General features: G+C 66.0%; 23 protein-coding genes and 1 pseudogene. 4 read left to right on the top strand and 20 right to left on the bottom strand.

The genetic code is table 11. From position 1 onward, the window contains the following. The 4 genes from pgk to ABGN05_RS19765 are packed head-to-tail and all read right to left on the bottom strand — an operon-like array spanning nucleotide 1 to nucleotide 4,438. Nucleotides 1-501, bottom strand: coding sequence for a phosphoglycerate kinase (pgk, locus tag ABGN05_RS19780; protein WP_367955751.1), 501 nt, complete (start codon nucleotides 499-501; stop codon nucleotides 1-3). Beyond that, nucleotides 498-2,507 carry a transketolase gene (gene tkt / locus ABGN05_RS19775; protein WP_367955901.1) on the bottom strand — a complete coding sequence of 670 codons (2,010 nt, stop codon included), beginning with the start codon at nucleotides 2,505-2,507 and terminating at the stop codon, nucleotides 498-500. Before tkt ends, pgk begins: the two co-directional genes overlap by 4 nt. Nucleotides 2,508-2,532: 25 nt before the next feature. After that, on the bottom strand, nucleotides 2,533-3,405 hold the full coding sequence (locus ABGN05_RS19770; RefSeq protein ID WP_367955750.1) for a phosphoribulokinase: 873 nt from the start codon (nucleotides 3,403-3,405) through the stop codon (nucleotides 2,533-2,535). Nucleotides 3,406-3,415: 10 nt separating this feature from the next. Next, nucleotides 3,416-4,438 (bottom strand): class 1 fructose-bisphosphatase, encoded by a 1,023-nt coding sequence (locus ABGN05_RS19765; protein WP_367955749.1) that lies wholly within the window; start codon nucleotides 4,436-4,438, stop codon nucleotides 3,416-3,418. Between the two features lie 112 nt (nucleotides 4,439-4,550). On the opposite strand from ABGN05_RS19765, the gene ABGN05_RS19760 reads away from it, so the two are divergent. Then, the gene (locus tag ABGN05_RS19760; RefSeq protein ID WP_367955748.1) at nucleotides 4,551-5,510 is read left to right on the top strand and encodes a LysR family transcriptional regulator; all 960 of its coding nucleotides are present in this window, start codon (nucleotides 4,551-4,553) and stop codon (nucleotides 5,508-5,510) included. Nucleotides 5,511-5,864: 354 nt separating this feature from the next. Here the strand turns inward: ABGN05_RS19760 and ABGN05_RS19755 are convergent. From ABGN05_RS19755 to ABGN05_RS19735, 5 genes and pseudogenes are all read right to left on the bottom strand, one after another. Beyond that, nucleotides 5,865-6,502, bottom strand: a pseudogene (locus ABGN05_RS19755) (tyrosine-type recombinase/integrase). 214 nt (nucleotides 6,503-6,716) lie between these two features. Continuing rightward, nucleotides 6,717-7,670, bottom strand: coding sequence for an FAD:protein FMN transferase (locus ABGN05_RS19750; protein ID WP_367955747.1), 954 nt, complete (start codon nucleotides 7,668-7,670; stop codon nucleotides 6,717-6,719). After that, nucleotides 7,651-9,855, bottom strand: coding sequence for a PepSY domain-containing protein (locus tag ABGN05_RS19745; RefSeq protein ID WP_367955746.1), 2,205 nt, complete (start codon nucleotides 9,853-9,855; stop codon nucleotides 7,651-7,653). The genes ABGN05_RS19750 and ABGN05_RS19745 overlap by 20 nt, the downstream gene beginning before the upstream one ends. 7 nt (nucleotides 9,856-9,862) lie before the next feature. Beyond that, nucleotides 9,863-10,333: a DUF2271 domain-containing protein gene (locus tag ABGN05_RS19740; RefSeq protein ID WP_367955745.1), complete on the bottom strand. Its 471-nt coding sequence runs from the start codon at nucleotides 10,331-10,333 to the stop codon at nucleotides 9,863-9,865. Nucleotides 10,334-10,367: 34 nt separating this feature from the next. After that, entirely contained in the window at nucleotides 10,368-10,724 is a 357-nt protein-coding gene (locus tag ABGN05_RS19735) for a hypothetical protein (protein WP_367955744.1), read from the bottom strand. A 102-nt stretch (nucleotides 10,725-10,826) separates the two neighbouring features. On the opposite strand from ABGN05_RS19735, the gene ABGN05_RS19730 reads away from it, so the two are divergent. Continuing rightward, the gene (locus ABGN05_RS19730) at nucleotides 10,827-11,105 is read left to right on the top strand and encodes a hypothetical protein (RefSeq protein WP_367955743.1); all 279 of its coding nucleotides are present in this window, start codon (nucleotides 10,827-10,829) and stop codon (nucleotides 11,103-11,105) included. Between the two features lie 322 nt (nucleotides 11,106-11,427). Here the strand turns inward: ABGN05_RS19730 and ABGN05_RS19725 are convergent, their stop codons facing one another. After that, nucleotides 11,428-11,733 (bottom strand): PepSY domain-containing protein, encoded by a 306-nt coding sequence (locus tag ABGN05_RS19725; protein WP_367955742.1) that lies wholly within the window; start codon nucleotides 11,731-11,733, stop codon nucleotides 11,428-11,430. A 140-nt stretch (nucleotides 11,734-11,873) separates the two neighbouring features. Between ABGN05_RS19725 and ABGN05_RS19720 the strand changes: the two genes are divergently transcribed. Next, nucleotides 11,874-12,533 (top strand): response regulator transcription factor, encoded by a 660-nt coding sequence (locus ABGN05_RS19720; protein ID WP_367955741.1) that lies wholly within the window; start codon nucleotides 11,874-11,876, stop codon nucleotides 12,531-12,533. Next, entirely contained in the window at nucleotides 12,530-13,870 is a 1,341-nt protein-coding gene (locus tag ABGN05_RS19715; RefSeq protein ID WP_367955740.1) for an ATP-binding protein, read from the top strand. Before ABGN05_RS19720 ends, ABGN05_RS19715 begins: the two co-directional genes overlap by 4 nt. 24 nt (nucleotides 13,871-13,894) lie before the next feature. Here the strand turns inward: ABGN05_RS19715 and ABGN05_RS19710 are convergent, their stop codons facing one another. Genes ABGN05_RS19710 through ABGN05_RS19665 form a run of 10 tightly spaced genes read right to left on the bottom strand, consistent with a single transcriptional unit; the run spans nucleotide 13,895 to nucleotide 26,692 of the window. Then, nucleotides 13,895-15,445 carry a zinc-binding dehydrogenase gene (locus tag ABGN05_RS19710; protein WP_367955739.1) on the bottom strand — a complete coding sequence of 517 codons (1,551 nt, stop codon included), beginning with the start codon at nucleotides 15,443-15,445 and terminating at the stop codon, nucleotides 13,895-13,897. 4 nt (nucleotides 15,446-15,449) lie between these two features. Next, a complete protein-coding gene (locus tag ABGN05_RS19705) occupies nucleotides 15,450-15,887 on the bottom strand; it encodes an SRPBCC family protein (RefSeq protein ID WP_367955738.1) in 438 nt (145 codons plus the stop codon). A gap of 39 nt (nucleotides 15,888-15,926) precedes the next feature. Next, nucleotides 15,927-18,119 (bottom strand): flotillin domain-containing protein, encoded by a 2,193-nt coding sequence (locus ABGN05_RS19700; protein ID WP_367955737.1) that lies wholly within the window; start codon nucleotides 18,117-18,119, stop codon nucleotides 15,927-15,929. Nucleotides 18,120-18,145: 26 nt separating this feature from the next. Continuing rightward, on the bottom strand, nucleotides 18,146-18,979 hold the full coding sequence (locus ABGN05_RS19695; protein ID WP_367955736.1) for a phosphoenolpyruvate hydrolase family protein: 834 nt from the start codon (nucleotides 18,977-18,979) through the stop codon (nucleotides 18,146-18,148). Next, nucleotides 18,980-21,208: an ABC transporter permease gene (locus tag ABGN05_RS19690; RefSeq protein WP_367955735.1), complete on the bottom strand. Its 2,229-nt coding sequence runs from the start codon at nucleotides 21,206-21,208 to the stop codon at nucleotides 18,980-18,982. Beyond that, nucleotides 21,201-21,986, bottom strand: coding sequence for an ABC transporter ATP-binding protein (locus tag ABGN05_RS19685; RefSeq protein ID WP_367955734.1), 786 nt, complete (start codon nucleotides 21,984-21,986; stop codon nucleotides 21,201-21,203). The genes ABGN05_RS19690 and ABGN05_RS19685 overlap by 8 nt, the downstream gene beginning before the upstream one ends. A gap of 19 nt (nucleotides 21,987-22,005) precedes the next feature. After that, nucleotides 22,006-23,253: an ABC transporter substrate-binding protein gene (locus ABGN05_RS19680; RefSeq protein WP_367955733.1), complete on the bottom strand. Its 1,248-nt coding sequence runs from the start codon at nucleotides 23,251-23,253 to the stop codon at nucleotides 22,006-22,008. Between the two features lie 40 nt (nucleotides 23,254-23,293). Beyond that, nucleotides 23,294-24,319 (bottom strand): branched-chain amino acid ABC transporter permease, encoded by a 1,026-nt coding sequence (locus ABGN05_RS19675; protein WP_367955732.1) that lies wholly within the window; start codon nucleotides 24,317-24,319, stop codon nucleotides 23,294-23,296. Continuing rightward, the gene (locus ABGN05_RS19670) at nucleotides 24,319-25,362 is read right to left on the bottom strand and encodes a branched-chain amino acid ABC transporter permease (protein ID WP_373695953.1); all 1,044 of its coding nucleotides are present in this window, start codon (nucleotides 25,360-25,362) and stop codon (nucleotides 24,319-24,321) included. The genes ABGN05_RS19675 and ABGN05_RS19670 overlap by 1 nt, the downstream gene beginning before the upstream one ends. A gap of 10 nt (nucleotides 25,363-25,372) precedes the next feature. After that, nucleotides 25,373-26,692: a metal-dependent hydrolase family protein gene (locus ABGN05_RS19665; protein ID WP_367955731.1), complete on the bottom strand. Its 1,320-nt coding sequence runs from the start codon at nucleotides 26,690-26,692 to the stop codon at nucleotides 25,373-25,375. Nucleotides 26,693-26,731 lie beyond the last annotated feature (39 nt).

Here is a 26,731-nt window from a genome sequence, read left to right as displayed (position 1 = left end):
TCAGGAGGCCTCTCTTTCGAATTGATGGATTGGGACAGGTGGTTCCGGCAGCAGCGCGCGGAGTTCGGTGATCCACAGCGCAGGCTGTGAGGACAGGGACCCGGTGACGACGAAATGATCGGCGAGCGCGCTGAGCCGGATGGCGAAGGTTCGCGTCGCGCGCCTGGCGTCATTGTGGAACCGGAGGTTCTCCAGCAACGCGACCTCGCCCGCGGGCAAGGCTGCCAGCCCGGCTTCAGCGCCGACACCGACGCATTCGACGATGAAGTGGACCGACCGCCCGAGGGCGCGCGAGAGCGGGGTTACGAAGGGGCGCAGGCTCAGCGTGGGATTGAATTCGCCCATCGGACGGCCGAGCCCGGCGATGATCGCAACCTTTGCTCCTTCGCGGGCGAGCCGATCGGCGGTTTCGATGAGATCGGGCGCGGCCCCCTTGGAAAAGTCGGCGCGCACGAGGACGGTCTTTCCCGCGAGGCTGCCTATGGCAGCGTCGGGCCTCATGGCGCCCTCTCCGCAAGGCGCAGCGCGTGATCGACGACGTGCGCCGTGTCGATACCAAAATGTGCGTAGAGATCCGGTGCCGGCGCGCTTGCGCCGAAACCGGTCATGCCGACGAAGGCGCCGTTCTCGCCGATCCAGCGATCCCAGCCCAGCCGAGCCGCCGCCTCGACCGCGATGCGCGGTGCCGTGCCCAGCACCGCTCGACGGTACTCTTCCGGCTGGTCCTCGAACAATTCCCAGCACGGCATCGAGACGACCGCCGCGGCAAGCCTATACCGACTGGCCAGGAGCTCCGCCGCCTGAACGGCGATCTCCACCTCGGACCCGGTAGCCAGCAGGGTGACCTGGCGCCTGCCGCCGGCGACTTCGCGCAGGACATAGGCGCCCCTCGCAGCAGGCAAGCTCCTGCTGTGGGAGGTGCGCAGCATCGCAAGCGCCTGCCGCGAGAGGACGAGTACGCTCGGACCATCGGCCGCGAGGGCCAGTTCCCAGCATTCGGCGGTCTCGGCGATGTCGGCCGGGCGGAACACCCTGAGGTTGGGCGTTGCACGCAACATGGCCAGGTGCTCGACCGGCTGGTGAGTCGGGCCGTCCTCGCCCAGTCCGATCGAATCGTGGGTCAATACGTAGATGACGCGCTGTTCCATCAGCGCGGAAAGCCGGATCGCACCCCGCGCATAGTCGGAAAAGACGAGAAAGGTGCCGCCATACGGGATGAAACCACCATGCAGCGCGATGCCGTTCATTGCCGCGCCCATGCCGTGCTCGCGAATGCCGTAGTGGATGTAGCGCCCCTTGAACGCGCCGGGGCCGATCGATCCAAGCCCGGGGGTGACAGTCAGGTTGGAATGGGTGAGGTCGGCCGATCCGCCCACCGTCAGCGGGGTCGTGGCGTTGATCACCCCCAACACCATCTCCGAGGACTTGCGTGTCGCGACCTTGGTGGCCTTGCCGACATGTTCCTTGCGAAAGGCCGCCAGCCGACGGGGCAGCGAAGGAGGAAGCTTGCCCGACAGCACAGCTTCGAAGGCCTTTCGACGCGACGATGAAGCGAGCCGCTCCTCCCACATGCGCCGAGCGACAGCGCCGCGTGCCGCCACACGTCCCCATCCTGCCGCGACGTCGGCTGGAATCTCGAAAGGCGGGCTCGTCCAGCCGAGAGCCGTCCGTGCCGCCTCGATCTCCTTGTCGCCAAGCGGGGCGCCGTGCGTCTTTTCCGAGCCCTGCATGTTTGGCGCGCCCTTGCCGATGGTCGTCCTGCAGGCGACCAGCGATGGCTTCGATGTCTTGCGCGCTGCCTCTATGGCCGCCGCCACCGCGGCGCGGTCGTGGCCATCGACCGACCGGACGTCCCAGCCCGCTGCCCGGAAGCGCGCCACCTGGTTCATCGAGGTGGAGAGAGATGTGGGACCGTCGATCGAAATCCGGTTGTCGTCCCAAAGGACGATCAGCCGGTGAAGGCCAAGATGGCCGGCAAGGTCGATCGCTTCGTGACTGATTCCCTCCTGCAGGCATCCGTCGCCTGCGATCACATAGGTGAAGTGGTCGACCAGACGCTTGCCGAAGCGCGCCGCCATCATCCGTTCGGCGATGGCCATGCCGACAGCGGTGGCGATGCCCTGGCCGAGAGGGCCGGTGGTGGTCTCGATCCCCAGGGCATGCCCGTATTCGGGGTGGCCGGCCGTGCGGCTGCCCAGCTGCCGGAACCGCTTCAGCTCGTCCATCGTCATGTCGGGAAAACCGACCAGATGGTGGATGGAATAGAGCAACATCGACCCGTGCCCGGCCGAAAGCACGAAGCGGTCGCGATCGGGCCAGGCCGGTTGTGACGGGTCTACGCGCAGAAAGCGATTGAAAAGCACCGTGGCAACGTCGGCCATGCCCATGGGCATGCCGGGATGGCCGGAATTGGCTTTTTGCACCGCGTCCATCGCGAGCGCTCGAATAGCATCGGCCATCCGCTGCTCCAGCCGGTCGTCGGCATCTTTCGTCTCGGCGATTGGCATGGCTTCGATGTTCACGGAATGCCTCTCAGATGAGCCGCTGGCGGCGTTCGATGAGTTGAAGGATCAGCGGGGTGAGGATGAGCTGCATGGCCAGGTCGAGCTTGTTGCCCGGCACCACGATCGAATTTGCGCGACTCATGAAGGAGTCGTGGATCATCGACAGCAGGTAGGCGAAGTCGATGCCGCGCGGATTGGCGAAGCGGATGACCAGCATCGATTCGTCCGGCGTCGGTATCCAGCGCGCTATGAACGGGTTCGACGTGTCGACGATCGGAACGCGCTGGAAGTTGATGTTGGTCAGAGCGAACTGGGGCACGATGTAGCGCACGTAGTCCGGCATGCGCCGCAGGATGACGTCCATGACGGCCTCGGTGGAGTAGCCTCGGGTCGACCGGTCCCGATGGATCTTCTGGATCCACTCCAGGTTGATCACCGGCACGACCCCGATCTTGAGGTCCCCGTGCCGGGCGAGGTTGATCTTGTCGGTTACGGCGCAGCCATGCAGACCCTCGTAGAAGAGAAGGTCGCTCGGAGCGAAGTCTAGCCAGGGCGTGAAGGTGCCGGGCGCACACCCGTAGAGGGCTGCCTCCTCGTCGTCGTGGACATAGGTCCGGGTCCGCCCGACACCCTTGCGTCCATAGTCGGCAAACACCTCGTCGAGTACTTCGAGTTCGTTGGCGTCGGTGTTGAAATGCGTGAAGTTCGGATTGCCCCGGCTCTCTTCTTCGGCAACCTTTTCCTTCATGGCCGCCCGGTCGTAGCGGTGGAACGCATCGCCCTCGATGAACGCGGCCTCGACCTTCTCGCGCCGGAAAATCTGCTCGAAGATGCGCTTGACGGATGTGGTGCCCGCTCCGGAAGAGCCGGTGATCGAAATGATGGGGTGCCTTGCGGACATGATCGGTTCCTCACGCCCGAAAGAGGCCGCGGTGGCCGAAAAGCGGCGACCGTCCGGCGATGACGCTGGGCTCGGCGTGGTAGCGCGCGATGCGCGCCACCTCCCTCGCGGCGCCGAACACCAGCGGCGTACGTTGGTGCAAGGACGTGGGGACCAGATCGAGGATCGCAGTGGTGCCGTCGGTCGCCGATCCGCCGGCCTGTTCGATGATCATGGCGATCGGGTTGGCTTCGTAGACAAGGCGCAGCCGGCCATTGGCATACCCGCGCCGGGAGTCGCCGGGATAAAGGAAGACGCCGCCGCGGATCAGGATCCGGTAGGCATCGGCCACCAGCGATGCAATCCAGCGCATGTTGAAGTCTTTCTCTCGCGGGCCGGTTGTCCCCTTCAGGCAATCGTCGACATAGAGACGGACGGAATCGTCCCAGTGCCGGTAGTTCGACGCATTGATCGCGAATTCATCCGTCTTCTCGGCGATGGAGGGCCGCACGCTCTCGACGAAGGTGCCCAGTCGCGGCGAGTGGACGAAGATGCGCGTGCCGCCCCCGAGTGTCAGCGCCAGTGCGAGTTGCGGTCCGTAGATGAAGAACCCCGCGCCCAGTTGCCTGCGGCCGAACTGCAGGAAGCTCCCTGCGGGCTCGCCGGCCAAGGCCGGCAGGATCGAGAAGATGGTTCCGATCGACACGTTGGTGTCGATGTTGGAGGACCCATCGAGCGGGTCGACGGCCAGTGCGATGGCGGATGTTCCGTTCAGATCGACCGCGCTGTCGATCTCTTCCGAACAATAGTGGCGAACGCCCGCCCGCCTCGCGGCGGCCAGGAACGCCTCGTCGGCGCTGACGTCGAGAAAACGCTGAAAGTCGCCGTCCGCATTGAGCGACCCCGCAGCCGAACTCATGACGGAGGCGGACGACTGAGCAATCAGGGCACGTGTCGCGGCTGCAGCGCCGGCGAGCGATCGGACGGTCTCTACGACCGGGCCGAGATCGGGCGACTGAGAATTCAGATAGGCATCGAGCGTAGATGCGGACACCGGTTCCTCCCCCGATTGGCAACGCACTCCCTGGCGCCAATCGATCACGCCCTTGCGCATTAGGGAAATTCAATGTTTTAAGCGATGAGATAAATTTTTCTTAGGTTGTGCTATGCGAAACGTGACGCTGAGACAGTTGCGGGCGATCGAGCGGATAGCCTCGGACCGGAAAATCGTCACCGCGGCCAAGTATTTGGGCCTGACTGCCTCGGCGGTGACACAGCAGGTGCAGGCGCTTGAAGAGGAGCTCGGCATGGCCCTCTTCGACCGCATGGCGGATGGCATGCGCCCAACTGCCGCAGGACTTGCTGCGATCGACGCGGCGCGCGCGATCGAGGAGCAGCTCTTCCTTCTGTCCGACCGCATCAGCGCCCTCAAGGGACTGACGAAAGGTCATTTGCGGCTCGGCGTGGTGTCGACGGCGAAATACTTCGCTCCCCGGATCATCGCGGCCTTCGGAAAGGTCTATCCGGGGCTTGAGATCGATCTCAAGGTCGGCAATCGCGCCGAGATCATTCAGGCGCTGGACTCGCATGGCGTCGACATTGCCCTGATGGGCCGGCCGCCCAAGAACGTTCCCGTCCGCGCGCAGGTTTTTGGCGACCATCCGCTGGTCATCGTCGCGCCGCCTGGCCACCCTCTTGCAGGCGCGCGCGAAATATCGTGCGAGCGCATCGCTGCAGAGAAATTCCTCGTTCGCGAGCCAGGCTCGGGAACGCGCATCTCCCTGGAGATCTTCTTCTCCTGCGTGGCCTCGAAGCTCGACAACATCGGCGTTGAAATGGGATCAAACGAAACCATCAAGCAGGCCGTCATGGCTGGCCTGGGGATTGCCTTCATCTCGGCTCACACGATCGAGGCCGAGGTTCAGTCCGGGCGGCTGGCAATCCTGGATGTGGAAGGGACACCGATCCGGCGTCAGTGGTTTTCTGTTGCGCGCGCCGATCGCAACGAAACGCCGGCCATGGCCGCCTTCTCGGCGTTCCTGGCGAAGAAAGGCGCGCAGTTCCTTCCCGTTGCCGCACCCCTCTATCGCAACAAGAGCGAGGATCGTCGAAGACCCCAAGTGTGACTTTGGATATGGCCTGCCCTCGAAGCTGAAGGCAGCCGTCCTGAGAGCCCGAACTTCCTCCAAGCCAAGCGATGCCACCGCGGAAAACTCCAGCTTCGAACGATCCAGTCTTCGGGCATCAGAGCTAGGCTCAGGTCAGTCCCTATCGAATGTCGGCTCTCAGGCGCAGTTCGTGTTCGCTCGAATGGCGGATATAGGGGCGCGTTGCCGTCGAAGTGCGGCGGCCACCTCAATGGCCGCTTTCCCAACTTCGGCACCCGGAAGCCGTCAGTTCGCAATCCACCCCACGGCGGTCGGGGCAACTCGGTATTCCGCGTGTCGAAAGCTGCCATCCACGCTGCGTTGGATGACCGCTCAACGGCAGATCTTGGTCCGCTCAGCCAGTAGGAGCGCGTCCTCCACATCGACGCCAAGATAGCGCACCGTGTTCTCGATCTTGGAGTGACCAAGCAATATCTGAATGGCGCGGATGTTTCCCGTCGCCCTGTAGATCATCGATGCCTTCGTGCGTCGGAGCGAGTGGGTGCCGTACTCCTCTGGACGCAGACCGATCGCAGTCACCCATTCGTCGACCAGGCGCGCATATTGCCTCGTGCTCATGTGTTTCGCGTGATCAATCCTGCTCGGGAAGGCGTAGTCCTCGACCGAGCCACAGCGTCTTTCGAGCCAGGCCAGAAGGCTGGTTCTGACATCGCTGGTGATTTCGAACTGAACAGGTCGCCCGGTCTTTTGCTGAACAACAATCGCGCGGGTCCTTATCTCCGGTCCGGCGACCACATCGCGAATCCTGATCTTGACCAGATCACAGCCGCGAAGCTTGCTGTCGAATGCTAGATCGAACAGCGCTCTATCCCGAACGCGTCTCTCGCGATCAAGGAAAAAGCGAATTGCCCAGATCTGCTTCTGGTAAACGGACGCTAGGTGCGGACCTTCCTTCCAGCATCCCAAGCTGCGCGCCCGCGACCCGCATCATCGAATTGAGAATGGCCCATGTGAGTTCTCCTCGGCCTTGATTGGACGAGTGAGAAACGTCGCAATCCGGTCGGTCAGCCGCGCGGCGAGATTTACCTCGCTTCCGAAGAGGCCATCGAAACAGCTTGGCAGAACGGATGTGAAGCGTGAGAATGCGACATCCATTGGGGCAAACAATGAACGAAGCCTGGATTCCGCGCCTTCTATACGGTCCGATCCATGTGCAGGTCGCTGCTAGGCCGCATGCTCGAATGTGTGCCCCACGCGCCGAGTTCGAACCGTATCGTTTTCGTCCCGAAGCAGGAACAGGGCGTCGATGCCCACTTCCCTGGCCAAGGCGCCCCCTTTCTCGGGACCGAGGACCATCAGCGCGGTCGCCCAGGCGTCGGCGACGGCACATGACGGGGCAATGACCGTCACGGACGCGGGCGGAGAGAGCAGTGGCGCTCCGCGGACTGGGTCCATCGTGTGCGACAGCCGCCGTCCCTGCACCTCGACGAAGTGCCGGTAATCGCCCGAGGTCGCCACAGCGCGGTCGGACAGCAAGAGGATTGAATGGGGTGCGCGGCGATCCGGATCGGGCGTTTCGATCGCGACCGTCCATGGCTCTCCGTCTGCCTTCGTTCCCATGGCACGCATATCGCCGTCGATCCCGACCAGCGCGTCGTGCACGCCGAGGCTGAAAAGAGCTTCGGCGAGCCGGTCGACGCCGAAGCCTTTCGCGACGCCATTCAGATCGAGCGTCACCGGCGCGCGCTTGGTTACGGTTCCCTGGCCGAACTCCAAAGCCTCATGGGCGGGTACGCGGCGAGCGGCCATCGCTGCACGGATCGAATCCTGCGCTGCCGTGTGTGGACCGAAGCCCCAGGCCGAGACAACGTCCCCGACGGCCATGTCGAACGCGCCGCCGGAAGCCTTGCCGATCGCTGCGCCGAGCCGTAGCACCTGCTCCAGCATTGACGGAATTTGCGCCGCCTCGCCGACCGGTGCCTGATTCAGCCGCGTCAGGTCGCTGCCGGGCTTCCATGTCGACATCTGTGCATCGACGTCGTCGACGGCCCCCTGGAGCGCACGGCGGGCATGGTCGACATCGAAGTTGGCGCCCGCGTAGAACACGGCTGACCAGCGCGTCCCCATGGTCGGACCGTTCAGCGCGTGGCGCGGCCGCTCAGTAAACGTCTTCGACATAGCGGCCCTCTTCCTGCAGCTTCGCCGCTGACATTCCAAGTGGTTCCAGGATCGCAGAGATCGTTTCGGCCACGCCGGCGGCCATGTCACGGCCGCCGCAGACCATTACCCGAGCGCCGGACCTGATCGCTGCGACGAAGGCTTTGGCTTCGGCCGTAATTGCGTCCTGGACATGGCGTGGACGGTCAGCGCGCGAGCACGCGGTCGTGAGGCTCCCCAGCCGCCCGTCTGCGATCCAAGCAGCGAGATCGTCGCCATAGAGCAAGTCGCTATCGCAGTGCCGCAGCCCGAAGAACAGGTGGATGGGCCGCCGCTGCGCGTTAGCGCGGATAAAGCCCGCGAGAGGACCGATGCCCGTACCCGCGCCAATCAGGATCAGCGGCGTGCGACCGCGCCTCGCATGGAATCGTGGATTGCGGCGCAGGAACGCGGCGACTGACTGGCCGGGCTCAAGTGTCGTCAGAGCGCTTGAGCAGAGCCCGCCGACATGCCTCCGGACCACGATCTCAATGAAACCGTCCTTACTGCCGGATGCCAGCGAATAGAACCGCGGCACCGACGAATGCGCCGGCACGATACCGATCAGGTCGCCGGCCTCAAACCTCGCGAAGCCCTGCCCGGAGAGACGCTGCCAGATGCCGATGCGCGGGATGGCGAAGCGAAGGATTGCCGTTGGAGCCTGAACCTCCTGTCCGTAGTCGCGGCGCGAGACCATCGTCAGCGACGTGGAGGGTGGCGCAACCGCGCGATGGTCAAGCTCGAGGGGAATGCCCAAGGCTTCGCCCAGCGCGCGTCCCCATCGCGCGAACTCCTGCGACGACTGTCGATCGACGGTGTCAAGCGGCAACAGCATCGGCCAGTCCCTCTCCCGCAGGGCCGTCTCCACCGCCCGTGCATAGGCGCAGAAGCGAGGAAAGCTGCGGTCGCCAAACCCCAGCACCGCGACCGGCGCCGCATGCCCGGCGGGGAGCGCGGCGAGTCTGTCGAGGAATCCGTTCGCAGATGATGGCGCGTCGCCGTCGCCATAGGTCGCCGTCAGCAGGACATACGTCCTTGCGGCATGGGTCCCTTCAGGCGCGAAGCCCGACATCGGAGCGACATGGACGCGCCTGCCTGCGGCGCTCAGCGCGCGATGAAGCGTGGCGGCGAAGCCCCAGGTGCTCCCACCTTCACTCCCGACGAGCACGACGATATCCGCAGCGGAAGGCGCCGCGTTTTCCTTGATCGACGGGCGGCTGCGGCGCGAAGTGAACCAGAGGATGACGCCTGTCGTTCCCATGGCCGGGACGGCGAGCGACAAGGCGCCCAGCAGCAGCCCGAGCAGCGATGCCCCCCGACCCGTATGGAGCATGTAGATGGTCTCTGTGGCGCGCTGCCACGCGTTGAGATCGATCCAGCCGAGCGTGGCGCCCGTTCCCTGGTCGATGACGCCCGTTCCTTCGTCGGTTTTCAGTGTGAAGACATCGGTGGCATCGTCAGGATATGGGAACGTCAGCTCGCGCAGATCGTCGATCGCCGTGGCACGCAGCAACGGCATCGAAGCGAGCGCAGCTCCCCTGGCTCCGCTCGCAACGGGCTGCTCCATGGCCGCGGGCTGATCCGGCAGAAAACCGAAGTTGGATGCCGTCATCCAGATCGCTGTCGACGACGAGAGCAGCAGGCCCCACACCGCGACGCGGGCGAGTTCGACATGGATCCGTCCGCAAAGCGGACCACGCAACGGCGAGAACCAGTGCCGCCAGCCGCCGGCGCGGCGGGCCACCAGTAGTATTCCCGAAACCGATAGCACAATCATAGCTGCCGCGCCGACGGCCGAGACGAGGCGTCCCGTGTCGTCCAGGAACAGAGAGCGATGCAGGTTCGTCAGCCAGCGCTCGACCTGATCCGGATCGGCGGATCCGACCGCTTGTCCCGTCGATGGATCGACAACGGCCGAACCCGGCGTACCCTTGTCGAACCAGTAGGCGGTGATGCGGCCTGAGGGCGCGCGCTTGATCTGCTCGACACCGGGGATGGCGGACTGAATCCTCGCCGCCACTTCCGCGACGCTCGCCGCTGGATTTCCCTGAGGCGAAGTCACGGCTTCCGCCGCCGGAAAGACCGAGAGCGCCGCGCCGCTGAGCGCCAGCAGCGCGAGCAATGCGAGGCCAGCAAGGCCCGGCCAGCGATGGAGTAGCCGGATCATGTCAGCCTCACATGCTGTAGCCGAGGCTGGCGACGTAACGGCGGCCTTGCACCTCCCGTCCCGCATTCGCCGACGTCAGCGGTACGGAGGCATCGTTGGGGCTGTCCCGCATGTCCTCGACGGCCGCATCGACATGCAGGGTGTAGCCGGCGTCGAAGAGCGCGTCGGCAAGGTCGAGCGTGATCTCCAAGGTGCGCCCCGCGCCGACGCTGGCGCCGGTGATCCCGTTGATCTCGGCCGTGTTGCCGCCCGTGGCGCGGTACCAGTCGGCGAGGTGCTCGTAGTATTTGGCCTTGCCGCCCGCCATCCATAGCGTTCCGGCATAGGCGCCCTTCGCGTCAGTGACGTAGATGGCGAGGTACGCGCCATCGCCGCCATAGATCTTCAGGGTCGTCGTCAGGGTCGCCGGACGCGCGAGCGCGACACCCGGGAGCGTGAGCGCCGTCGTCAGAGCGAGCGCGGCGAGGATCTTCTTCATGATGCTTCTCCGGAAGTTTCGAGGGGGAAACGCTTCAGTTCACCTTGACCTTTGGGGCCGCGCCGCTGCCGAACAGCCCGTTGGCGGGCGGTGCGACGCTGCCGGCCGGCGCCGGGTTCGCGGTGGCGCTCCCGCCGTAGCCGTCGTCATCGTCGTCGCCTTCGCCGTCATCGTCATCATCATCGCCATGGCGATCATCATCGTCGCCGCGGCGGCCGCTGCGTTCATGATCGTCGTCACCCCGGTCGTCATCGCTGGCAAGCCGCACGAGGCGATTCTCGTCCGCTCTGGCCGAGGACAGCGCCGCTCCGTGCATGGCGCTCCAGGCTGGTATGCCCGCTCCGACGGCGATGGCGGTCGTGGCGAGCAGGATTGCGAAGGTCTTCTTCATGGCAGGTCTCCTTTTGTGGTGCTTCTTTCTGCAACCCGCTCCTGATCGCTTCCTGACGGGGACGAACTTTCTGCTTCAGCTTGCCGTCAGGAAGGCCTCCGAATGCCGAAGACCCCGCCGGGAGTGGCGGGGCTTCGCGACGGCAGATCCTATGCGGATAGGTCGGGCGACATCGCGGGGTCCTGCGGCTCGCTTCCGGCCCGTGATCGTGGCGCGTGCGTGGTTCTCGCGGTGGCAGTAGGATGCCAGCACCACATCGCCCACGTGAAACGGGAGCAGCAGCAGATTGGCGAGTGTCTCGTGGATTTCCCTAAGGGCCCCACCGGTCTCGCGCTCGAAGCCATCTTCGTCCGCGACGTCGGAAACGACAGCTGCGGCTGAGCCGTGGCCGCGGCAGCACGTCCCGGCTCCTCCATGAGCCATCCGGTCAGCACGCCGACCTATGGTGTCAGAAGGATCGCGATGATCATCGCTGCGACAGCGGGATTCATGCGCCAAGTATCGGAAAAACGAATCGAGCCGCCTGCAACGCGGCGACGGCGTAGCCCGCGAATTCATGGACGGGCTGCAGTTCCTCCGCGCTCAGCAGGGCAGTGGCGCAGGCCGCGACCAAGGACCAGTGTAGGATGCGGACCAGAAGACCCCAAACGGGAGCCGGGTCTGACGGCTTGTTGCGTCAGATCCGTTCCCGGCGATTTCGATGTCAGTCCTCGTGGCGCTTCCTCTCCCGGTCGCCTTCGTTGCCGTGCCGTTCGATCTCCAGTATCTCCAGGGTGGCGGGGTTGACCGTGGCCTCCACCCGCCGCCCCTCGGCGTCCGTGCCGATGATCTCGTAGCAACCGTCGTCAATCTTGATCCGGCGAACCGTCCAGCCCAGTCCGGCGGCCATCGTCGCCACCGCCTCACGGGGCTTCCAGTCCACCATCGGAACGAAGCAGTCGTCGTCGGCCATTGCGACGCCCAGGGGCAATGCGATCAGCGATGCAAGAATTGTCAGGGCGAGGCGCATGGCGCATGACTCCGTTCACGTGAACTCGGCCAAGACAACGCCACTAGGCTGACGGCTTCCTGAAGCTGACCGCTTTCGTGCTTCAGGAAACCGTCAGGGTGGTCGGTCAAGATATGAGTGTCCGCGAAGAGAGGCCTGGAATGCGCATCCTGCTCGTCGAAGATGATGCCGTGCTCGGCGCTGCGGTCCGCGATCAACTCGCCAGCGACGGACACTCCGTCGATTGGGTCATGCGCCTCGACGCCGCGCGGGATGCCGTTGCCAGTGCTCGTCACGACCTGATTCTTCTCGACCTCATGCTTCCGGACGGACGGGGAATCGTCTTTCTAAAGACGCTCCGCGCCGCCGGAAACGTGACGCCCGTCATCATCCTGACCGCCCTCGACCAGGTCTCGGACAGGATCGAGGGTCTCAAGGCCGGGGCCGACGACTACCTCGTGAAGCCGTTCGACCTGGATGAGCTTTCCGCCAGGATTGGCTCGGTCGCGCGGCGTTACTCCGGCAACCCGAACCCGATCATCCGTCTCGGGCAGATCGAAATCGACATCGCCCGGCGCAGCGTGCTGCGAGAGGGCAAGGCGATTCCCCTGACGGCGCGCGAGTGGGCCCTGCTGGAATCCTTTCTCGCCCGGCCCGGCCAGCTGCTCTCGAAGGCGCAGCTGGAGGAGAAACTCTACGACTTCGACGTTGAAATCGAGAGCAACACGATCGAGGTCCATGTCAGCCGGTTGCGCAAGAAGCTCGGATCCGACCTGATCGAGACCGAACGTGGCCTCGGCTATCGGCTAGCCCGCAGATGAGGGTAGTGCGCAGCCTTCAGGCAAGACTTCTGCTGTCGCTCGGCTCACTCCTGCTCGTGATCTGGTTGGGTGCGGCCTGGGCGACGGCAGTGCTGCTGCGCCACGAGATCGAAGAGGTCTTCGATTCGTCGCTGCAGGAAACGGCGCAGCGTCTGCTTCCACTTGCAGTGCTGGACATCGTCGGGCGCGAGGAGGGTGACGCCGCCAGCCAGAGATTAGGTGTGATCCGGAACCATACCGAACTGTTCACCTACGTGGTCCGTAACGAGAAGGGCGAGATACTGCTTCGCTCCCACGCCGCCGACGTATCGGCATTCCCCGCCTACGACGGCCCGGGCTTCCGGCGCTCGGAGAGATACCGCCTGTACAGCGAAGAGGCGCTGCAGGGCACCGTCGTCATCACCGTGGCACAGCCCCTCGACCACCAGGCATCGATCATCCGCGATATGCGGATGGTGCTCGGGCTTCCTGTGCTCCTCGTCATCCCTGCGGCCTTCGGTGCGATCGCCGTCGCCGTTCGCCGCGGGACACGACCGCTTCGGTCGTTCCGGGAACAGCTCGAGACCCGCAGCGAAAAGGATCTCGGGGCCGTCCAGGCCGACGACCTGCCGAGCGAGGTAGCGCCGCTGGCTGCCACCATGAATGCCCTGCTCGCGCGGCTCCGGTCCGCCTTCGACGCCGAGCGGAGCCTCGCGGCGAATACTGCACACGAACTTCGGACGCCGCTCGCCGGCGCAATCGCCCAAGCCCAGCGAATACGGAAGGAGACCGCGGAACCGCAGACCTTGCAGCGCGCGACCGACATAGAGGCCACTCTCAAGCGCCTGACTGCGCGCGCCGAACGGTTGATGCAGCTGGCAAGGGCGGAAGGCGGGCGACTGACGCTCGACGCAGAGGTCGATCTGCGCGATGCCGTCTCTGTCGTCGTGGAGGACATGAGGCGCACCGAGCGGGCCCACGAGATATCTCTTCTCTTGCCGGACGCGCCCGTCGTATCGTCGATCGATCCTGACACGGTTGGCATACTGTGCCGCAACCTGATCGACAACGCCGCTCAGCACGGCGACAGGGAAAAGCCGGTCGATGTCGCTCTGTCGGCTGAAGGAGTCCTTTCCGTGGCGAACGCAGGACCGCTCGTATCTCCCGAACGGCTCCACACGCTGACCCGACGCTTCGAACGGGGCCGAGGTTCAGGACGCGGCAGCGGGATCGGACTGTCGATCGTGGCCACGATCGCGGATCGCATCGGCAGCCGCCTCGAACTCAGATCACCGCGCCCGGGAGCGAATGACGGGTTCGAAGCGCGAATCGCCCTCAACGAACGAGGGCCAGCCTAAACCGGACGGACCCATAACAATGGCTCACACGGTGAGGACGAGGGATCCGCTGCTGGCGCGGGATTCGAGATGCCGGTGCGCCTGTGCCGCCTCGGCGAGTGGGAAGCGGGTCGGCGGCGCGATCCGCAAGGCGCCCTGCCGCAACGCGGCGAAGAACCGCGCCGAATGCCGTGCAATGTCGTCCGGCGTGCTCGTATAGTGCGCGTAATTCGGCCGCGACAGCGTCATCGACTTGGACGACAGGCTTCCCAGGTCCCAGCTGCCCACCGGCCCCGACGCCTGGCCGAAGCTCACGAGATGCCCCGGCGTTGCCAGCGCACGCATGGAACCCTCGATCGTATCGCGCCCGACCGCGTCGTAGATCACGTCGGCGCCGCGCCCCCGCGTCAGGCGCATCACGGCGTCGACGAAGTCCTCCCGGCTGTAGACGATGACGTGATGCGCACCGAGTTCCTCCACCGTTCGCGCCTTTTCCTCCGTCGAGACCGTGCCCATGACGGTCGCCCCGAGGTGACGTGCCCACTGCACGAGCATCTGTCCCACGCCGCCCGCCGCCGCGTGGATGAGCACGACGTCTCCCGGGCCGACCGCGTGCACGTCGTGCAGCAGGAAGGAGGCCGAGACGCCCTTCAGGAAACCGGCCGCCGCGGTTTCCTCGTCGATCTCCGGCGGCAGGTGCACGACCAGGTCCGGCGACATCGTCCGCAGGCCGCAATAGGCGCCGACCGGAGGGCACGCATAGGCGACACGGTCGCCGATCGAGAAGCCGCGAACGTTCTCGCCGACCGCGTCGACGATGCCAGCCGCCTCCATCCCGGGTACGCCGGGCGGAGTAAGGAGATCGAAATAACCGGTGCGGCAGTAGACGTCGATGAAGTTGACCGCGACGGCGCGATGGCGGATGCGGATCTCGTCCCGCCCCGGACTTGCCACATCGATCTCCCGCGGCACGAGCACCTCGGGCCCGCCGTAGCGGTCCACGACGATGGCCTGCGTCCGCTGCGTCCCCGCCGCCTCCCCGGCGCGCCCGCCCGCACGCGGGCGGGTGATCTCGTGCGGCGCAGGCACGGAGGGTTGCGCCGCGCGAAGGGCCTGCGGCTGCATGTCCCGCGGCCGGCCGTCGGGAGAGGGAGCCCGACCTCTGGCCGTGATCTGTCGGATGGCCTCGAATCCCGCCTCGTATATCTGCTCGGAGACCAGCGCGGTCAGTTCGCGCCGCCGGTTCTCGGGCGGGTGGAACGTGGAGCGCCACTCCCAGAACGTCCGGTTGCCGTCCGTCACCGGCTTCAGCGCGACCTGCGCGACATAGCCCATCAGCGGCAGCGGGGCTTCCAGGATGCAGTAGGTGAAGCATCGTTCGCGGTCGGACAGGGACAGCAGCTGTTCGCGCAATTCGCTGCCGTCGGCGAGGCGGAAACGGCGGACGGCTCCCACCGCATCGACGGGGTCGCCGCCCTCGATGAAGCTGGACGAAACTGCAGGATGCCAGCGGTCATGCCCGTTGAAATCACGCAGGATCGCCCAGACGTCCTCTATCGGTGCATCGATGATGGTACTGCGGCGGATCTCGACCATGCGCTCAGCGCGAGAACCGTTGTTTCAACGCATTGAACGCTGCCTGGAACACGCCCTCCCCGATGCTTCGCCGGAGATCGGCCTCCCGTTCCTCTGCGCAGTCGAACTCCGCCTGCCAGGCAGCGAACGTCCGGTTTCCATCCGTGACCGGCGTCAGGGAGAGCGTCGCGACGTAGTTCTCCACGCCCATCGGGCTTTCAAGGATCGCATAGGTGCAGGACAGGTCGTAGTCCGAAAGCGCCAGCAGGCGTTCCCGGATGCGTCCACCATCCTTCAGGACGAAGTTGCGGATGCAGCCGACCTGGTCGCCGCGCATGTGCTGCTCGATGCGGCTTTCCGCCACGAAGGGCGTCCAGTTCGGCAGCGCGTTGAAGTCGCGAACCACGGCCCAGACTTCCGCGGGAGGCGCGGGGATGACCGAGGAGACGTACACCTTCGTCATGCGGTCCGCTCCTGTTCCGCGTCGCGATGCCGCCCGGGACTAGCGGTCGCGGTCGTCGTCATGATCGTCGCGGCCGTTCTTCGTCTTTCCCTTCTTGTCCCTGGTCAGGCTCGATATGTCCTTGGCGTCGCGCAGCACGTCCGTCATGCGGCCGAGCGAGCCGCCCTCGATGCCGATCTCCTTCATCAGGCTGTCGATCATGGGCGCCTGGACGCGGTAGCGCAGCGCCGAATCGATCACTTCGTCGGTCACGTTGCGGGTGCCGGTGCCATTGCCGCCGTTCATGCCGTCGACGTGGAGGATCTTGATGCCGTCGATCTTTTCCATCGGCCGCACGCTCTCGCGGATGATGCCCTCCATGTGCTCGAGGATCTTGCCGCGCAGCCGCCCCGACCGCGCCTCCTCGGAAAGCACATTGTCGGCCTCGTTGAGCTTGCGCTGTCCGGTGGCATCGACCTCGTAGCGTTCGGCCGCGGCGAGCGCGCGGATCTTCTCGGCCTCGGCGGAAGCGAGCGCCGCGATCTTCTGGGCTTCGGCCAGGCTCCTGGCCGCCTTCATCTCGGCATCGGCGGCGGAGGTGATACGGAGCGTCTCGCGCTCGGCCTCGCGGTTGGCCGCGATGAGGTCGGTGAGCTTGCGCCGTTCGGCAATCTCCCGCTCGCGCGCGGTCAGCGCCTGCTCCTCGGCCTGGATGGCCTTCGCACGGACCGATTCCGAGGCTGCGATGGCGGCGGAGCGCTCCTGCGTCTTCTTGGCCACGTCGATGGCCTTCTGGATCTCCGCGATCTCCACCGCCTGGTCGCGCGCGACCGCAAGCTGGCGCAGTTCCCGGTCCTTGACCAGCTTCGCCTCCTCGATCCCGCGCTCGGTCATGATGCGCGCGCGCTCGATCTCCTCGGCTGAAGCGATTTCGGCTTCCTCGAAGGCCTGCCGCTTGGCGATCTGAAGCGCTTCCAGGTGCCGCTCGCGTTCGATGCGCACCTCGTCGAGCGCCCGCTCCTGCGCAATCCGCGACGTTTCGATTCCCTGGTTGGCGACGATCTCGGCGCGGCGCCTTTCGGATTCGGCCGCCGTCACGTCGAGCGCCTTTTCGGCAAGCGCGATTTGGCGTTCGAGCTCGACGATCTCCAGCGACTTCCTGCGCTGGATCTCGAGTTCCTGCTGAGCCCTCTCGCGCTCGATCCGGGCCTTCTCCAGCGAGAGCTGGAGCGCGATCTGTTCGCGTTCGGTGAGTTCGCGCGTCTTCAGCTCCGCCTCGTCGAGCGCCCGCCGCCGCGCGATCTCGCGCCGCTGCGTTTCCTCCTCGTTGCGGATGCGCTCCTCGGTGATGGCGCGTTCCTGCGCCAGGCGCGACTTCTCCACCGCTTCGCGTGACGTCAGCTGGGCCTGCTCGGCCTCCTGGTCGCGGACGGCGCGTTCGCGCACCAGTTCGGAGCGCTGGGCGGCGCGGCGTATCTCCACCTCGCGTTCCTGCTCGAGCCGGGCATACTCGGTCTCGCGGTCGATCTCCAGCACGCGGCGCTGCGTCTCCAGGTTCTGGGTCCGGATGTCGACGAGGGTGCGCTGCTCGATCTCGTTTCGCATCCGCCGCCGCGTCTCGATGGACTCCGTGAGCTGCGTCAGGCCCTCGGCGTCGAAGGCGTTCGACGGATCGAAGAACTCCAGGCTCGTCTGGTCGAGGTCGACGATGGCCACGCTCTCGAGCTCGAGCCCGTTGGCGGCAAGCGATTCCGAAGCAAGCTGGCGCACCTGCGCGGCATAGTCGGCGCGCCGCTCGTGCATTTCCTCGAGCGTCATCTGGGCGGCGACCGTGCGAAGCGACGAGGCGAACTTGCCTTCGAGAAGCTCGCGCAATCCGTCCTCCTGCATGGCGCGACGCCCCAGCGTCTGTGCGGCCGCGGCGACGAACTCCTTGCTCGCCCCCACGCGCACGAAGAATTCGGCGACGAGGTCGACGCGCATGCGGTTGCGGGTGATCAGGCCCATGCCATCCTCCCGCCGCACCTCGATGCGCATGACGTTCATGTTGACGGGGGTGATCTCGTGCAGCACCGGCACCACGAAGGCGCCGCCGTTCACCACCACCTTCTCGCCGAGGAAGCCGGTGCGGACGAAGGCCGTCTCCTTGGTGGAGCGCCGGTAGAGCCAGCGCAGGATATAGACGGCGATCACCACGACGATCGCTAGGATGATCAGCCACAACAGGAAGGCGCCGAAGGTCTGCGCAGCCATGATAGTTCCTCCCAATGCCGTTCACGTCAGCCGAAAGTGACCGACTTGAACCTTTTCGTCTGTTCCGTCAGCGCACGTTCCGTCGGCAGGCGCTCCATCGAGGAGGCGCCGTAGAAGCCGTGGCAGTTGCCGGTGTTCCTGAGCACGTATTCCGCATCCTCCGGCTCGGCCACGGGACCGCCGTGGACGAGCACCAGAACGTCCGGATTCACTTTCAGCGCCGCCTCGGACCAATCGTTCACGAGGGCGGGCACGTCCGCAAGCTTCAGCGCCGTTTCCGCGCCGATAGAGCCACCTGTGGTGAGGCCCATGTGGCAGACCAGGATGTCGGCGCCCGCGCGCGCCATCTCGGCGGCCTCGTCGGCGTTGAAGACATAGGGTGTGGTGAGCAGGTCCTTCTCGTGGGCCAGGCGTATCAGATCGACTTCCAGCCCGTAGGACATCCCGGTCTCCTCCAGATTGGCCCGGAACGTTCCGTCGATCAGCCCGACCGTCGGAAAATTCTGGATGCCGGCAAACCCGATCGCCTTCACCTGCTCCAGAAGATGATCGAACACGCAGAAAGGGTCGGTCCCGTTGATGCCGGCGAGTACTGGCGTCTTCTTCGCCATGGGCAGGATTTCCCTCGCCATGTCCATGACGATCTCGTTGGCATTGCCGTAGGCGAGCAGGCCCGACAGCGATCCGCGCCCGGCCATGCGGTATCGGCCTGAATTGTAGATCACGATCAGGTCGATGCCGCCGGCCTCCTCGCACTTGGCGGACAGGCCGGTGCCTGCGCCGCCGCCGACGATCGGCACGCGCCGACGCTTCATGTCCTGGAAGCGCTCGATGAGCTTTGTTCGGTCGGGTCGGGCCACTCAGGCGCTCTTTTGCAGCTTGGGGTTGATGGACTGGAAGGACGCGACCACGGCGTCCACGAAGACGTCGTCGTTGATGTTGCCTCTCACGCGCTCGATGCGGCACTGCGACGTCTGCCGCACGGTCCGTTCCAGCGCCTCGAAGAGCGCGTTGTCGGCTTCGGGATCGTGGAACGGCTTCCCGGGTGCGTCGAGCATCGACACGCCGCCCTCGGGGAGGAGAAAGCGCACCGGACCCTTCATCGCGTTCAGCCGCTCGCCGATCCACTCGCCGATCGCCCTGTTCTCGTCGCGGGTCGTGCGCATCAGGGTCACGTTGGGATTGTGGATGACGAAGTTCCGGGCGCGGAACTTCTCCGGCACCGTTTCCCGGGGCCCGAAATTGACCATGTCGAGCGCCCCGACCGACCCGACATAGGGAAGGCCCGTGCGGATCGCGGCGCCGAAGCGGTCGGCGGTCGCCGGGAAGACACCGCCGACCAGCATGTCGGCCACCTCGGTCGTCGTGAGGTCGAGGAAGGCGGAGAGAAGACGGGAATCGCCGAGATTCTCCATCGCTCGTCCGCCGATACCGGTGGCGTGGAAGACGAGGCAGTCATAGGTGCCTTCGAGCCGCTTCGTCACCGCCTGGACCAGGGGGGTGGTGACGCCGAACATGGTGATGCCGATGGCCGGCCGCGCCGCGCGTCGCCTCGCCTCCCACTGCTCGGCACTCGGCAGGCGCGCCACCATGCCGGCCATGGCGTGCGCCGCGTTGGACAGCACCGCCTCGGTGATGGAATTCAGCCCCTGCACGTCGGCGACGGAGTGGAACATCATGATGTCGGCGCCGCCGACATATTTGGCGACGTCGCCGGCGGCGACCGTCGAGACCATGAGCTTCGGGATGCCGACCGGCAGCACGCGCATTCCGGCGGTGGCCAGCGTCGTGCCGCCCGAACCGCCGGCCGAGACGATGCCGCCGATGCCCGGTTCGCGCGCCACCCAGCGCGCGAAGGCTTCCGCCATCGCCGAGACCGACTGGCCGCGATCCCCCGAAAACACCGCCGACGTGCCCGCCGGATGCATCGCCGCGACCTGCATGGCCGGCACCTCGACGCTCGCCGGCTTTCCGGAGGTCGACAGGTCGACGGTACGGACCGGAATGCGCAGGGCCTTCATCCTGTCTGCAAGGAAGCGCAATTCCTTGCCCTTGGTGTCGAAGGTGCCGGCGACGATGACCGTCTTGCCCACGCGTTCCGCGAACGGCATCGAAAACACCGCGGACAGATCGTCCTCGGGCGCCGCGCGGTCCACCGCCGCCTGGCGCATGGAACTCACCGACACGTTCCAGCGGTTGGGCAGTTCGGTCACCGGACGATAGACGCCACCCGCATCCGGCCGCGCGGCCGAGGGGGACTGGGACGAGCCGCCGCTGCGTTCCACGCGGTAGACTTCCGCCAGGTCGCTGCGCGCCTGTGCGATGGCGACCGGCGTGGCCTCCTCTTCCTCGCCGTGCCGGCCGACCCCGAGCAGGCGCTGCTGCAGGTCGCGGTCGGCGGCGAGCGCGGCCGCGTCGATGACGCGGTTGACCCGGCCGTTCACCATGATGGCGACCTTGTCGGAGACGGAGGTCGCCACACCGATGTTCTGCTCGATGACGAGGATCGCCATCTCGCCTTCCTCGCCGAGCGTGAGCAGCATCCGCTCCACCTGCTCGACGATGACCGGAGCCAGCCCCTCGGTCGGCTCGTCCATGACCAGGAGCCTGGGATTGGACAGGAGCGCCCGCGAGATCGCCAGCATCTGCTGCTCGCCGCCCGAAAGCTGCGATCCGCCGTTGGTCTTGCGCTCGGCCAGCCGGGGGAAGGTCTGGTACACCCGCTCGACCGTCCAGGAGGCGTCGCGCTGACCGCCCGCGGCGAGCCGCAGGTGTTCGTCGACGGTCAGGCTCGGCCAGACCCGGCGGCCCTGCGGGACGTAGCCGACACCCAGGCGGTGGACTTCGTGCGGCTCGAGCGCCGAAATCTCGCGCCCGTCGAGCCGGATCGAGCCCGAGCGCGCGCGCTTCAGCCCGGTGATGGTGTTGCACAGCGTCGTCTTGCCCATGCCGTTGCGCCCGACGACGGACAGGACGCCGCGCTCGAGCGTCAGCGACACGCCCTGGAGGGCATGGCTTTCGCCGTAGTAGACTTGCAGGTCGTCGATGCGCAGCACGGCTCTGGACGTGCGGGGCGAACGGTCAGCCATGCCGCCCCCCCAGGTAGATTTCCTGCACCTGCGGATCGTTCTCGATCTCGTCCGGCGTGCCTTCCTTGAAGATCCGCCCGTTGTGCATCATCGACACGTGCTCGGACACGCGCAGCGCCACGTCGAGGTCGTGCTCGATGATGACGTATCCGATGTGCCGCGGCAGGCCGTTGAGGATCGCGACGAGGTCGCGGCGCTCGGCCGGCGACAGCCCGGCCGCCGGCTCGTCGAACAGGATGAGGCGCGGCGCGCCCGCAAGCGCCAGCGCGATCTCCAGCTGCCTCTGCTGGCCGTGGCTCAGCGTGGCCACCAGCACGTCGCGCTCGCGGTCCAGATGCACCGCGTGAAGGATGGATTCCGCCTGCTGCATGTTGACGTCCGATATGGACGGCCTGAGCAGCGAAAAGCGGCGCCGGGAGACCCCCTTGCAGGCGAGATAAACCGAGTTCAGGACGCTCAGCCCGTTGAAGAGCTGCGAGATCTGGTAGGTCCGCCGCAATCCGCGCCGTATGCGCTCGTGCGGAGGAAGATCGGTGATGTCTTCGCCGAAGAAGCGTATCCGGCCGGCCGTCGGCAGGAAATCGCCCGTGACGGCGTTGAACAGCGTCGTCTTGCCGGCGCCGTTGGAGCCGAGGACCGCGCGCCGCTCGCCGGCCGCGATCCTCATGTTGATGCCCGTGAGCGCCACCAGGGCTCCGAAATGCCGCGCGACGTCGTCGAGCTCGAGCGCATGCGCTCCCGTGCCCTGGAGACGAGATGCGAGGGATGTCTCGGCCATGGTGGCGCTGTTTCCCCGACTACTCGCAGCTCGGGTTTTCGCGGCTGACCGCACCGAGCGCCCGGAACTCGTCCTCGGGAATGCCCAGCGTCTGGTTGACCTGCGGAACCACCTTGATGAGCTTGTTGAGCAGCGTTCCGTCGGCAGTCTCCGTCACCTCCGTCAGGTAGATGTCGGCTATGGCGTTGCGGTTGGCGTCGAGCGAGACCTTGCCGGTGGGCGAATCGAACGAGACCTTCGACAATGCGTCGCGCAGCTTCGCCCCGCCGTCGGAGACGTCGCCGCCGACCTCCTCCAGGGCAAGCAGTGCCGCTTTCATGTTGACGTAGTAGGCATGGGCGAAGAGCGACGGCGACGGAAAGGCACCGGGCTGCTTCTTGTAGGCCTCGACGAAGGAATTCCAGGCCGGCGTATCATTCGTGTCAGCCACCGGGCCGGCCGAGGGCGTGCCGATCAACACGTCGCGCAGCTTGCCCTCGGAGGTCAGCACCGTCTGGTCGACCGTGATCGAGCCGCCGATCAGCGGCGCGGTGCCGCCCGACTGCTGGAACTGGGTCAGGAAGTTGACGGCATCCGCGCCGCCGAGCGCCACGTAGACGGCGTCGACCTCGTCGGGGATGGCCGCGATGACGGAGGAGTAGTCCTTGTTGCCGATCGGAACCCAGGACTTCGACGGCACCTTGCCGCCGGCCTTGCAGAACTCGGCCATGAAGCCGAAAACCTGCGTGTAGGGGAAGGAATAGTCCTCCGCCACGACGGCGACGGTCTTGTAGCCCTTCTCGTTGAAGGCGTAGGTGCCGAGGCCGGCCATCCACTGGGCGCCGTCGGTCGAGAAGCGGAAGAAGTTGTCCGCCGGATCGCGGAACGTGGTGTCCTGGGCCGCCGATGAGCCATTCAAGAAGGTCACGTCCGGCTGGCTCTTGGCGTAGTCCTTGACCGCAATGCCCTCGTCGCCGGAGAGCGGACCGACCAGTACCTTCACGCCGTCCTGCTCGACGAGCTTGCGCGCGGCGCGCACGGCGCTGTCGGGCGATGCATCTGACGAGCCCTTGACGATCTCGATCTTCTTGCCGGCGACCATCCCGCCCATTTCCTCGACGGCCGTCCGGGCGCCGCGCTCGCCGTCCTCGCCGAGCACGGTGAACGGTCCCTCGAACGTGGCGAGCAAGCCGATCCTGATCGTGTCGTCCTGGGCGAGCGCCCAGCCTGGAGCCGTGATGCCGGTGGCGACGGCCAGCGCCAGTAGTGTCCTGCGATGTATCTTCATTGTTCTTCCTCCCTTGAGTTGACACTTGCCCGCCCCGTCTTCAGCGATCGGGACGCAACTTCTCCTGTGCGAGATGCGGCTTCATTCTCTCCCAAAGCCCGAGGATTCCGTCCGGCGAAACGAAGACGATCACCAGAAACACGAGGCCGATCAGCGTGTTGAACCGCTCCGCCCCGACGATGTCGATGGCGAAGGTCTGCATGAGCACGACGACCGCCGCGCCGATGAACGGGCCGATCGGATGCCGCATGCCGCCGATCACGGCGATGATCAGCACGTTGATCGCTGCACCGACGCCGATCGTGCCCGGCGAGATGCGCCCGTTGAACCAGACGAGCAGGACGCCGGCCAGGCCGGCTATCACGCCGGCGAGAAACCAGGCGAAGACCTTGTGCGCTGTCACGTCGTAGCCGATGGCGCGCATGCGGCGCGGATTGTCGCGGATTGCCTGCAGGGTGAGGCCGAAGGTCGATTGGGCGCCGTAGAGGACGGCCACGTAGCACAGCACGGCGGTGCCCAGGCACAGGTAGTAGTAGGGCATGGCCGAGCGCCAGTCGACGCCCCAGAACTGCGGCGCGCGCACCCCCGCGAAGCCCGGAAAGCCGTTGAAGAGCGCATAGTTCTGCTGTGCGAAGTAGAAGCTCGCGGTGGCGATCGCGAGCGTGATCATGATCGTGTAGATGCCTTCCGTGCGCACGGCGATCCAGCCGATGAGCGCCGAGGCGACGGCGGCGATCAGGACGGCCCAGGGAACCACGATCCACCAGGGCCAGCCGAAGCCCAGCACGTTGGAGCTGTTGTCCCCGAAGATGGCCACGGCGTAGCCCGCGAAGCCGGCAACGGTGATCTGCGCCAGGCTGACCATGCCGCCATAGCCGGCGAGCACCGTCAGCGACAGCGCGAGCATGCCCCAGACGAGCGAATAGCCGCCGATCTGCGTCAGGAAGAAGTCGCTCGCCACGGCGGGGTAGAGCAGGACCGCGATCGCGAGCAGGATGTGGCCCGCGCCGAGCCGCTCCAGCCAGTTCGGCGCCTGCGCGCGGCCGGTGTCGGCGAGGAGCGCCATCACGCCCTCCCCATGATGCCCTGCGGCCGGATCGCCAGCGTCACGACCATGATGACGAAGGTGAGGACGACGCCGTAGGTGGGGAAGTAGACGAGGCCGATCTGCTCGGCGAGACCGATGAGCAGCGCCCCGATGGCCGCGCCGGGGATGGAGCCCATGCCGCCGACGATGACCACGACCAGTGACGCGAGCAGGTAGCGCACGTCCTCGCCCGGGGCGATGGAGAGCGCCGATCCGCCGACCACGCCGGCGAAGCCCGCGAGCCCCGCGCCGAGGCCGAAGACGATGGCGAAGACCATGTGCACGTTGGTTCCCGACGCCGACAGCATGGCGCGGTCGTCGACGCCGGCGCGGATCATCATGCCGACGCGCGTGCGGTTGAGCATCAGCCACAGCGCGATGCCGACCGCGATGGCGATGACGAGGACCACGATACGGTAGAGCGGATAGGTGAGGAAGACCAAGGCGCCGTTGGAGCGCACCGCCGTGACGATGGGCAGCGTCAGGGCGCCGCTCAGGAAATCGGGCGTCTGGAGCTGGTAGGTCTGCCCGCCCCAGACCGCGAGCATCAGGTCCGCCGCGACGATCGAAATGCCGATCGTCACCAGCGTCTGGCGCAGGTCGTCGCCCTCGAGGCGGCGGAACACGATGACCTGCATGAGAACGCCGACGAGGGCCAGCACCAGGAACCCGGCGGCGACGCCGATCAGCCAGTAGCCGGTCCATTGCGTGACGACGTAGCCGATGTACGCCCCGAGCAGGTAGAGCGAGCCGTGCGCCAGGTTGACGTTGCGCATCAGGCCGAACACCAGGGTGAAGCCGCTGGCGACCAGGAAATAGAGGCCTGCCAGCGTCACCCCGTTGAAGACGGCGCTGACGAAGGCCTTCTTGGAGATCAGCACGGCGTTGAGCCAGTCCGGCCAGACCGAGAAGACGAGCCACGCGAACACCGCGGCGGCCAGGAGCCCGAACAGCCCCCAGGCCTGCCGGCGGCTGAAGCCGCCGGTCTCGATGTCGCTCTTGGTCCTGTCGGTGAGGCTCACGACGGCTGCCTCAGGCGGTCAGCCTGCGACGCTGCTCGTTGAGCCGCGGCGCCTTGTGGAACTTGCCGTCCTTCATGATCGCCATCAGCCGGTTCTTGTCCTGCAGGATGCGCACGTCGGCGATCGGATCGCCGTCGACCAGCAGCAGGTCGGCCAGGTAGCCTTCCTTGATGAGACCGAGCTCGTCGCCCATGTTCATGATCTGGCCTCCATACTTGGTTGCCGCCTGGATCGCTTCCATCGGCGAGAAGCCGAGCATCTCCACGAAGGTCTGGATGTCCTTGGCGTTGGTGCCCTGCGGCGTCCAGGCGAAGCCGTAGTCGCCGCCGATACAGACGCGGATGCCCCGCCGGTGCATCTTCTTCATCGTGTCGATGCACATCTCCAGTTCGCGCTCGTAGAGCAGCGTCACCGGCGAACCGGGCTTGATGCCCCATTGCTCGGCGTGGCGCGCCGTATTGATGAGCCAGGCGATGCCCGGCGCCACGAAATGCCGGTCCTTCACCGCTTCGAGCATGTCGAGCGCCTCCTCGTCGGCGAACGACGCGTGGTATATGTTCTGGATGCCGTGACGGATGCACTGCTTGACCGAGCCGGACGAGCGGGCATGCGCCGAGAGCACCTTGTTGCGGCAGCGTGCCTCCTGCGCGGCCATGGCTACCTCCTCCTCCGACATCGGCGTCTCTTCCGCCCCCATGCCGGTGATCTCCTCGCCCGAGAGGTTGAGCTTGATGGAATCGACGCCGTACTTGATCAGCGTGCGAACCGTGCGCCGGATCTCCTCCGGTCCTGACACGACGATGCCGAGGTTCAGTCCCTCGTGCGGTATGTGCGACGGCGCTGAATCACCGAGGCCGCCGACGGTCGTGATCTCGGGACCCGCTGCCAGGTATCGCGGCCCGGGAAATCGGCCCTCGTTAATGAAGCGCTTGGCCACCACGTCGAGCCTGGGCTTGGCCGCGGCGGCGCCTCGGCCGGCTGTGAAGCCGGCGTCGAGCACGAGCTTGGCCATCTCCATGGTGACCAGCATGTGCTCCTCGAGTTCCATCATCTGGATGGGGTCGATGCCGGGGGCGTTGTTCCAGGACAGATGCAAGTGAGCGTCGATCATGCCGGGCATCAGCGTCGCGCCCATGCCGTCGATGACGGTCGTGCCGCCGCCGTAGGACGAGGCGGCGGGAGAACCGAAGCGCGACGAGCCGCGCGTTATCTGCTTGATGCGGTTGCCCTGCACCAGCACCTCGCCGGTGTAGGGATACTCGCCTGTCGCATCGAGGATGCGCACGTTGGTGAAGAGCGTGTTGCCGTTGCCGTTCCAGTCGTCCGCCATGTCATCCTCCCGAATTGTGGCAGTCGCGCGCGAAGAACC

Source organism: Aquibium pacificum (genome assembly GCF_040839445.1).
In the GTDB taxonomy this organism is placed as follows: Bacteria; Pseudomonadota; Alphaproteobacteria; order Rhizobiales; family Rhizobiaceae; genus Aquibium; species Aquibium pacificus.
Note: the sequence above shows the minus strand (reverse complement) of the source record. Positions and strands in the feature narration are given on the sequence as shown.

Coding starts and splice junctions, on each gene's coding strand:
- pgk (WP_367955751.1), bottom strand. CDS start 501: ATGAGGCCCGACGCTGCCATAGGCAGCCTCGCGGGAAAGACCGTCCTC.
- tkt (WP_367955901.1), bottom strand. CDS start 2,507: ATGCCAATCGCCGAGACGAAAGATGCCGACGACCGGCTGGAGCAGCGG.
- ABGN05_RS19770 (WP_367955750.1), bottom strand. CDS start 3,405: ATGTCCGCAAGGCACCCCATCATTTCGATCACCGGCTCTTCCGGAGCG.
- ABGN05_RS19760 (WP_367955748.1), top strand. CDS start 4,551: ATGCGAAACGTGACGCTGAGACAGTTGCGGGCGATCGAGCGGATAGCC.
- ABGN05_RS19750 (WP_367955747.1), bottom strand. CDS start 7,670: ATGTCGAAGACGTTTACTGAGCGGCCGCGCCACGCGCTGAACGGTCCG.
- ABGN05_RS19745 (WP_367955746.1), bottom strand. CDS start 9,855: ATGATCCGGCTACTCCATCGCTGGCCGGGCCTTGCTGGCCTCGCATTG.
- ABGN05_RS19740 (WP_367955745.1), bottom strand. CDS start 10,333: ATGAAGAAGATCCTCGCCGCGCTCGCTCTGACGACGGCGCTCACGCTC.
- ABGN05_RS19735 (WP_367955744.1), bottom strand. CDS start 10,724: ATGAAGAAGACCTTCGCAATCCTGCTCGCCACGACCGCCATCGCCGTC.
- ABGN05_RS19730 (WP_367955743.1), top strand. CDS start 10,827: ATGCCGAAGACCCCGCCGGGAGTGGCGGGGCTTCGCGACGGCAGATCC.
- ABGN05_RS19725 (WP_367955742.1), bottom strand. CDS start 11,733: ATGCGCCTCGCCCTGACAATTCTTGCATCGCTGATCGCATTGCCCCTG.
- ABGN05_RS19720 (WP_367955741.1), top strand. CDS start 11,874: ATGCGCATCCTGCTCGTCGAAGATGATGCCGTGCTCGGCGCTGCGGTC.
- ABGN05_RS19715 (WP_367955740.1), top strand. CDS start 12,530: ATGAGGGTAGTGCGCAGCCTTCAGGCAAGACTTCTGCTGTCGCTCGGC.
- ABGN05_RS19710 (WP_367955739.1), bottom strand. CDS start 15,445: ATGGTCGAGATCCGCCGCAGTACCATCATCGATGCACCGATAGAGGAC.
- ABGN05_RS19705 (WP_367955738.1), bottom strand. CDS start 15,887: ATGACGAAGGTGTACGTCTCCTCGGTCATCCCCGCGCCTCCCGCGGAA.
- ABGN05_RS19700 (WP_367955737.1), bottom strand. CDS start 18,119: ATGGCTGCGCAGACCTTCGGCGCCTTCCTGTTGTGGCTGATCATCCTA.
- ABGN05_RS19690 (WP_367955735.1), bottom strand. CDS start 21,208: ATGGCTGACCGTTCGCCCCGCACGTCCAGAGCCGTGCTGCGCATCGAC.
- ABGN05_RS19685 (WP_367955734.1), bottom strand. CDS start 21,986: ATGGCCGAGACATCCCTCGCATCTCGTCTCCAGGGCACGGGAGCGCAT.
- ABGN05_RS19680 (WP_367955733.1), bottom strand. CDS start 23,253: ATGAAGATACATCGCAGGACACTACTGGCGCTGGCCGTCGCCACCGGC.
- ABGN05_RS19675 (WP_367955732.1), bottom strand. CDS start 24,319: ATGGCGCTCCTCGCCGACACCGGCCGCGCGCAGGCGCCGAACTGGCTG.
- ABGN05_RS19665 (WP_367955731.1), bottom strand. CDS start 26,692: ATGGCGGACGACTGGAACGGCAACGGCAACACGCTCTTCACCAACGTG.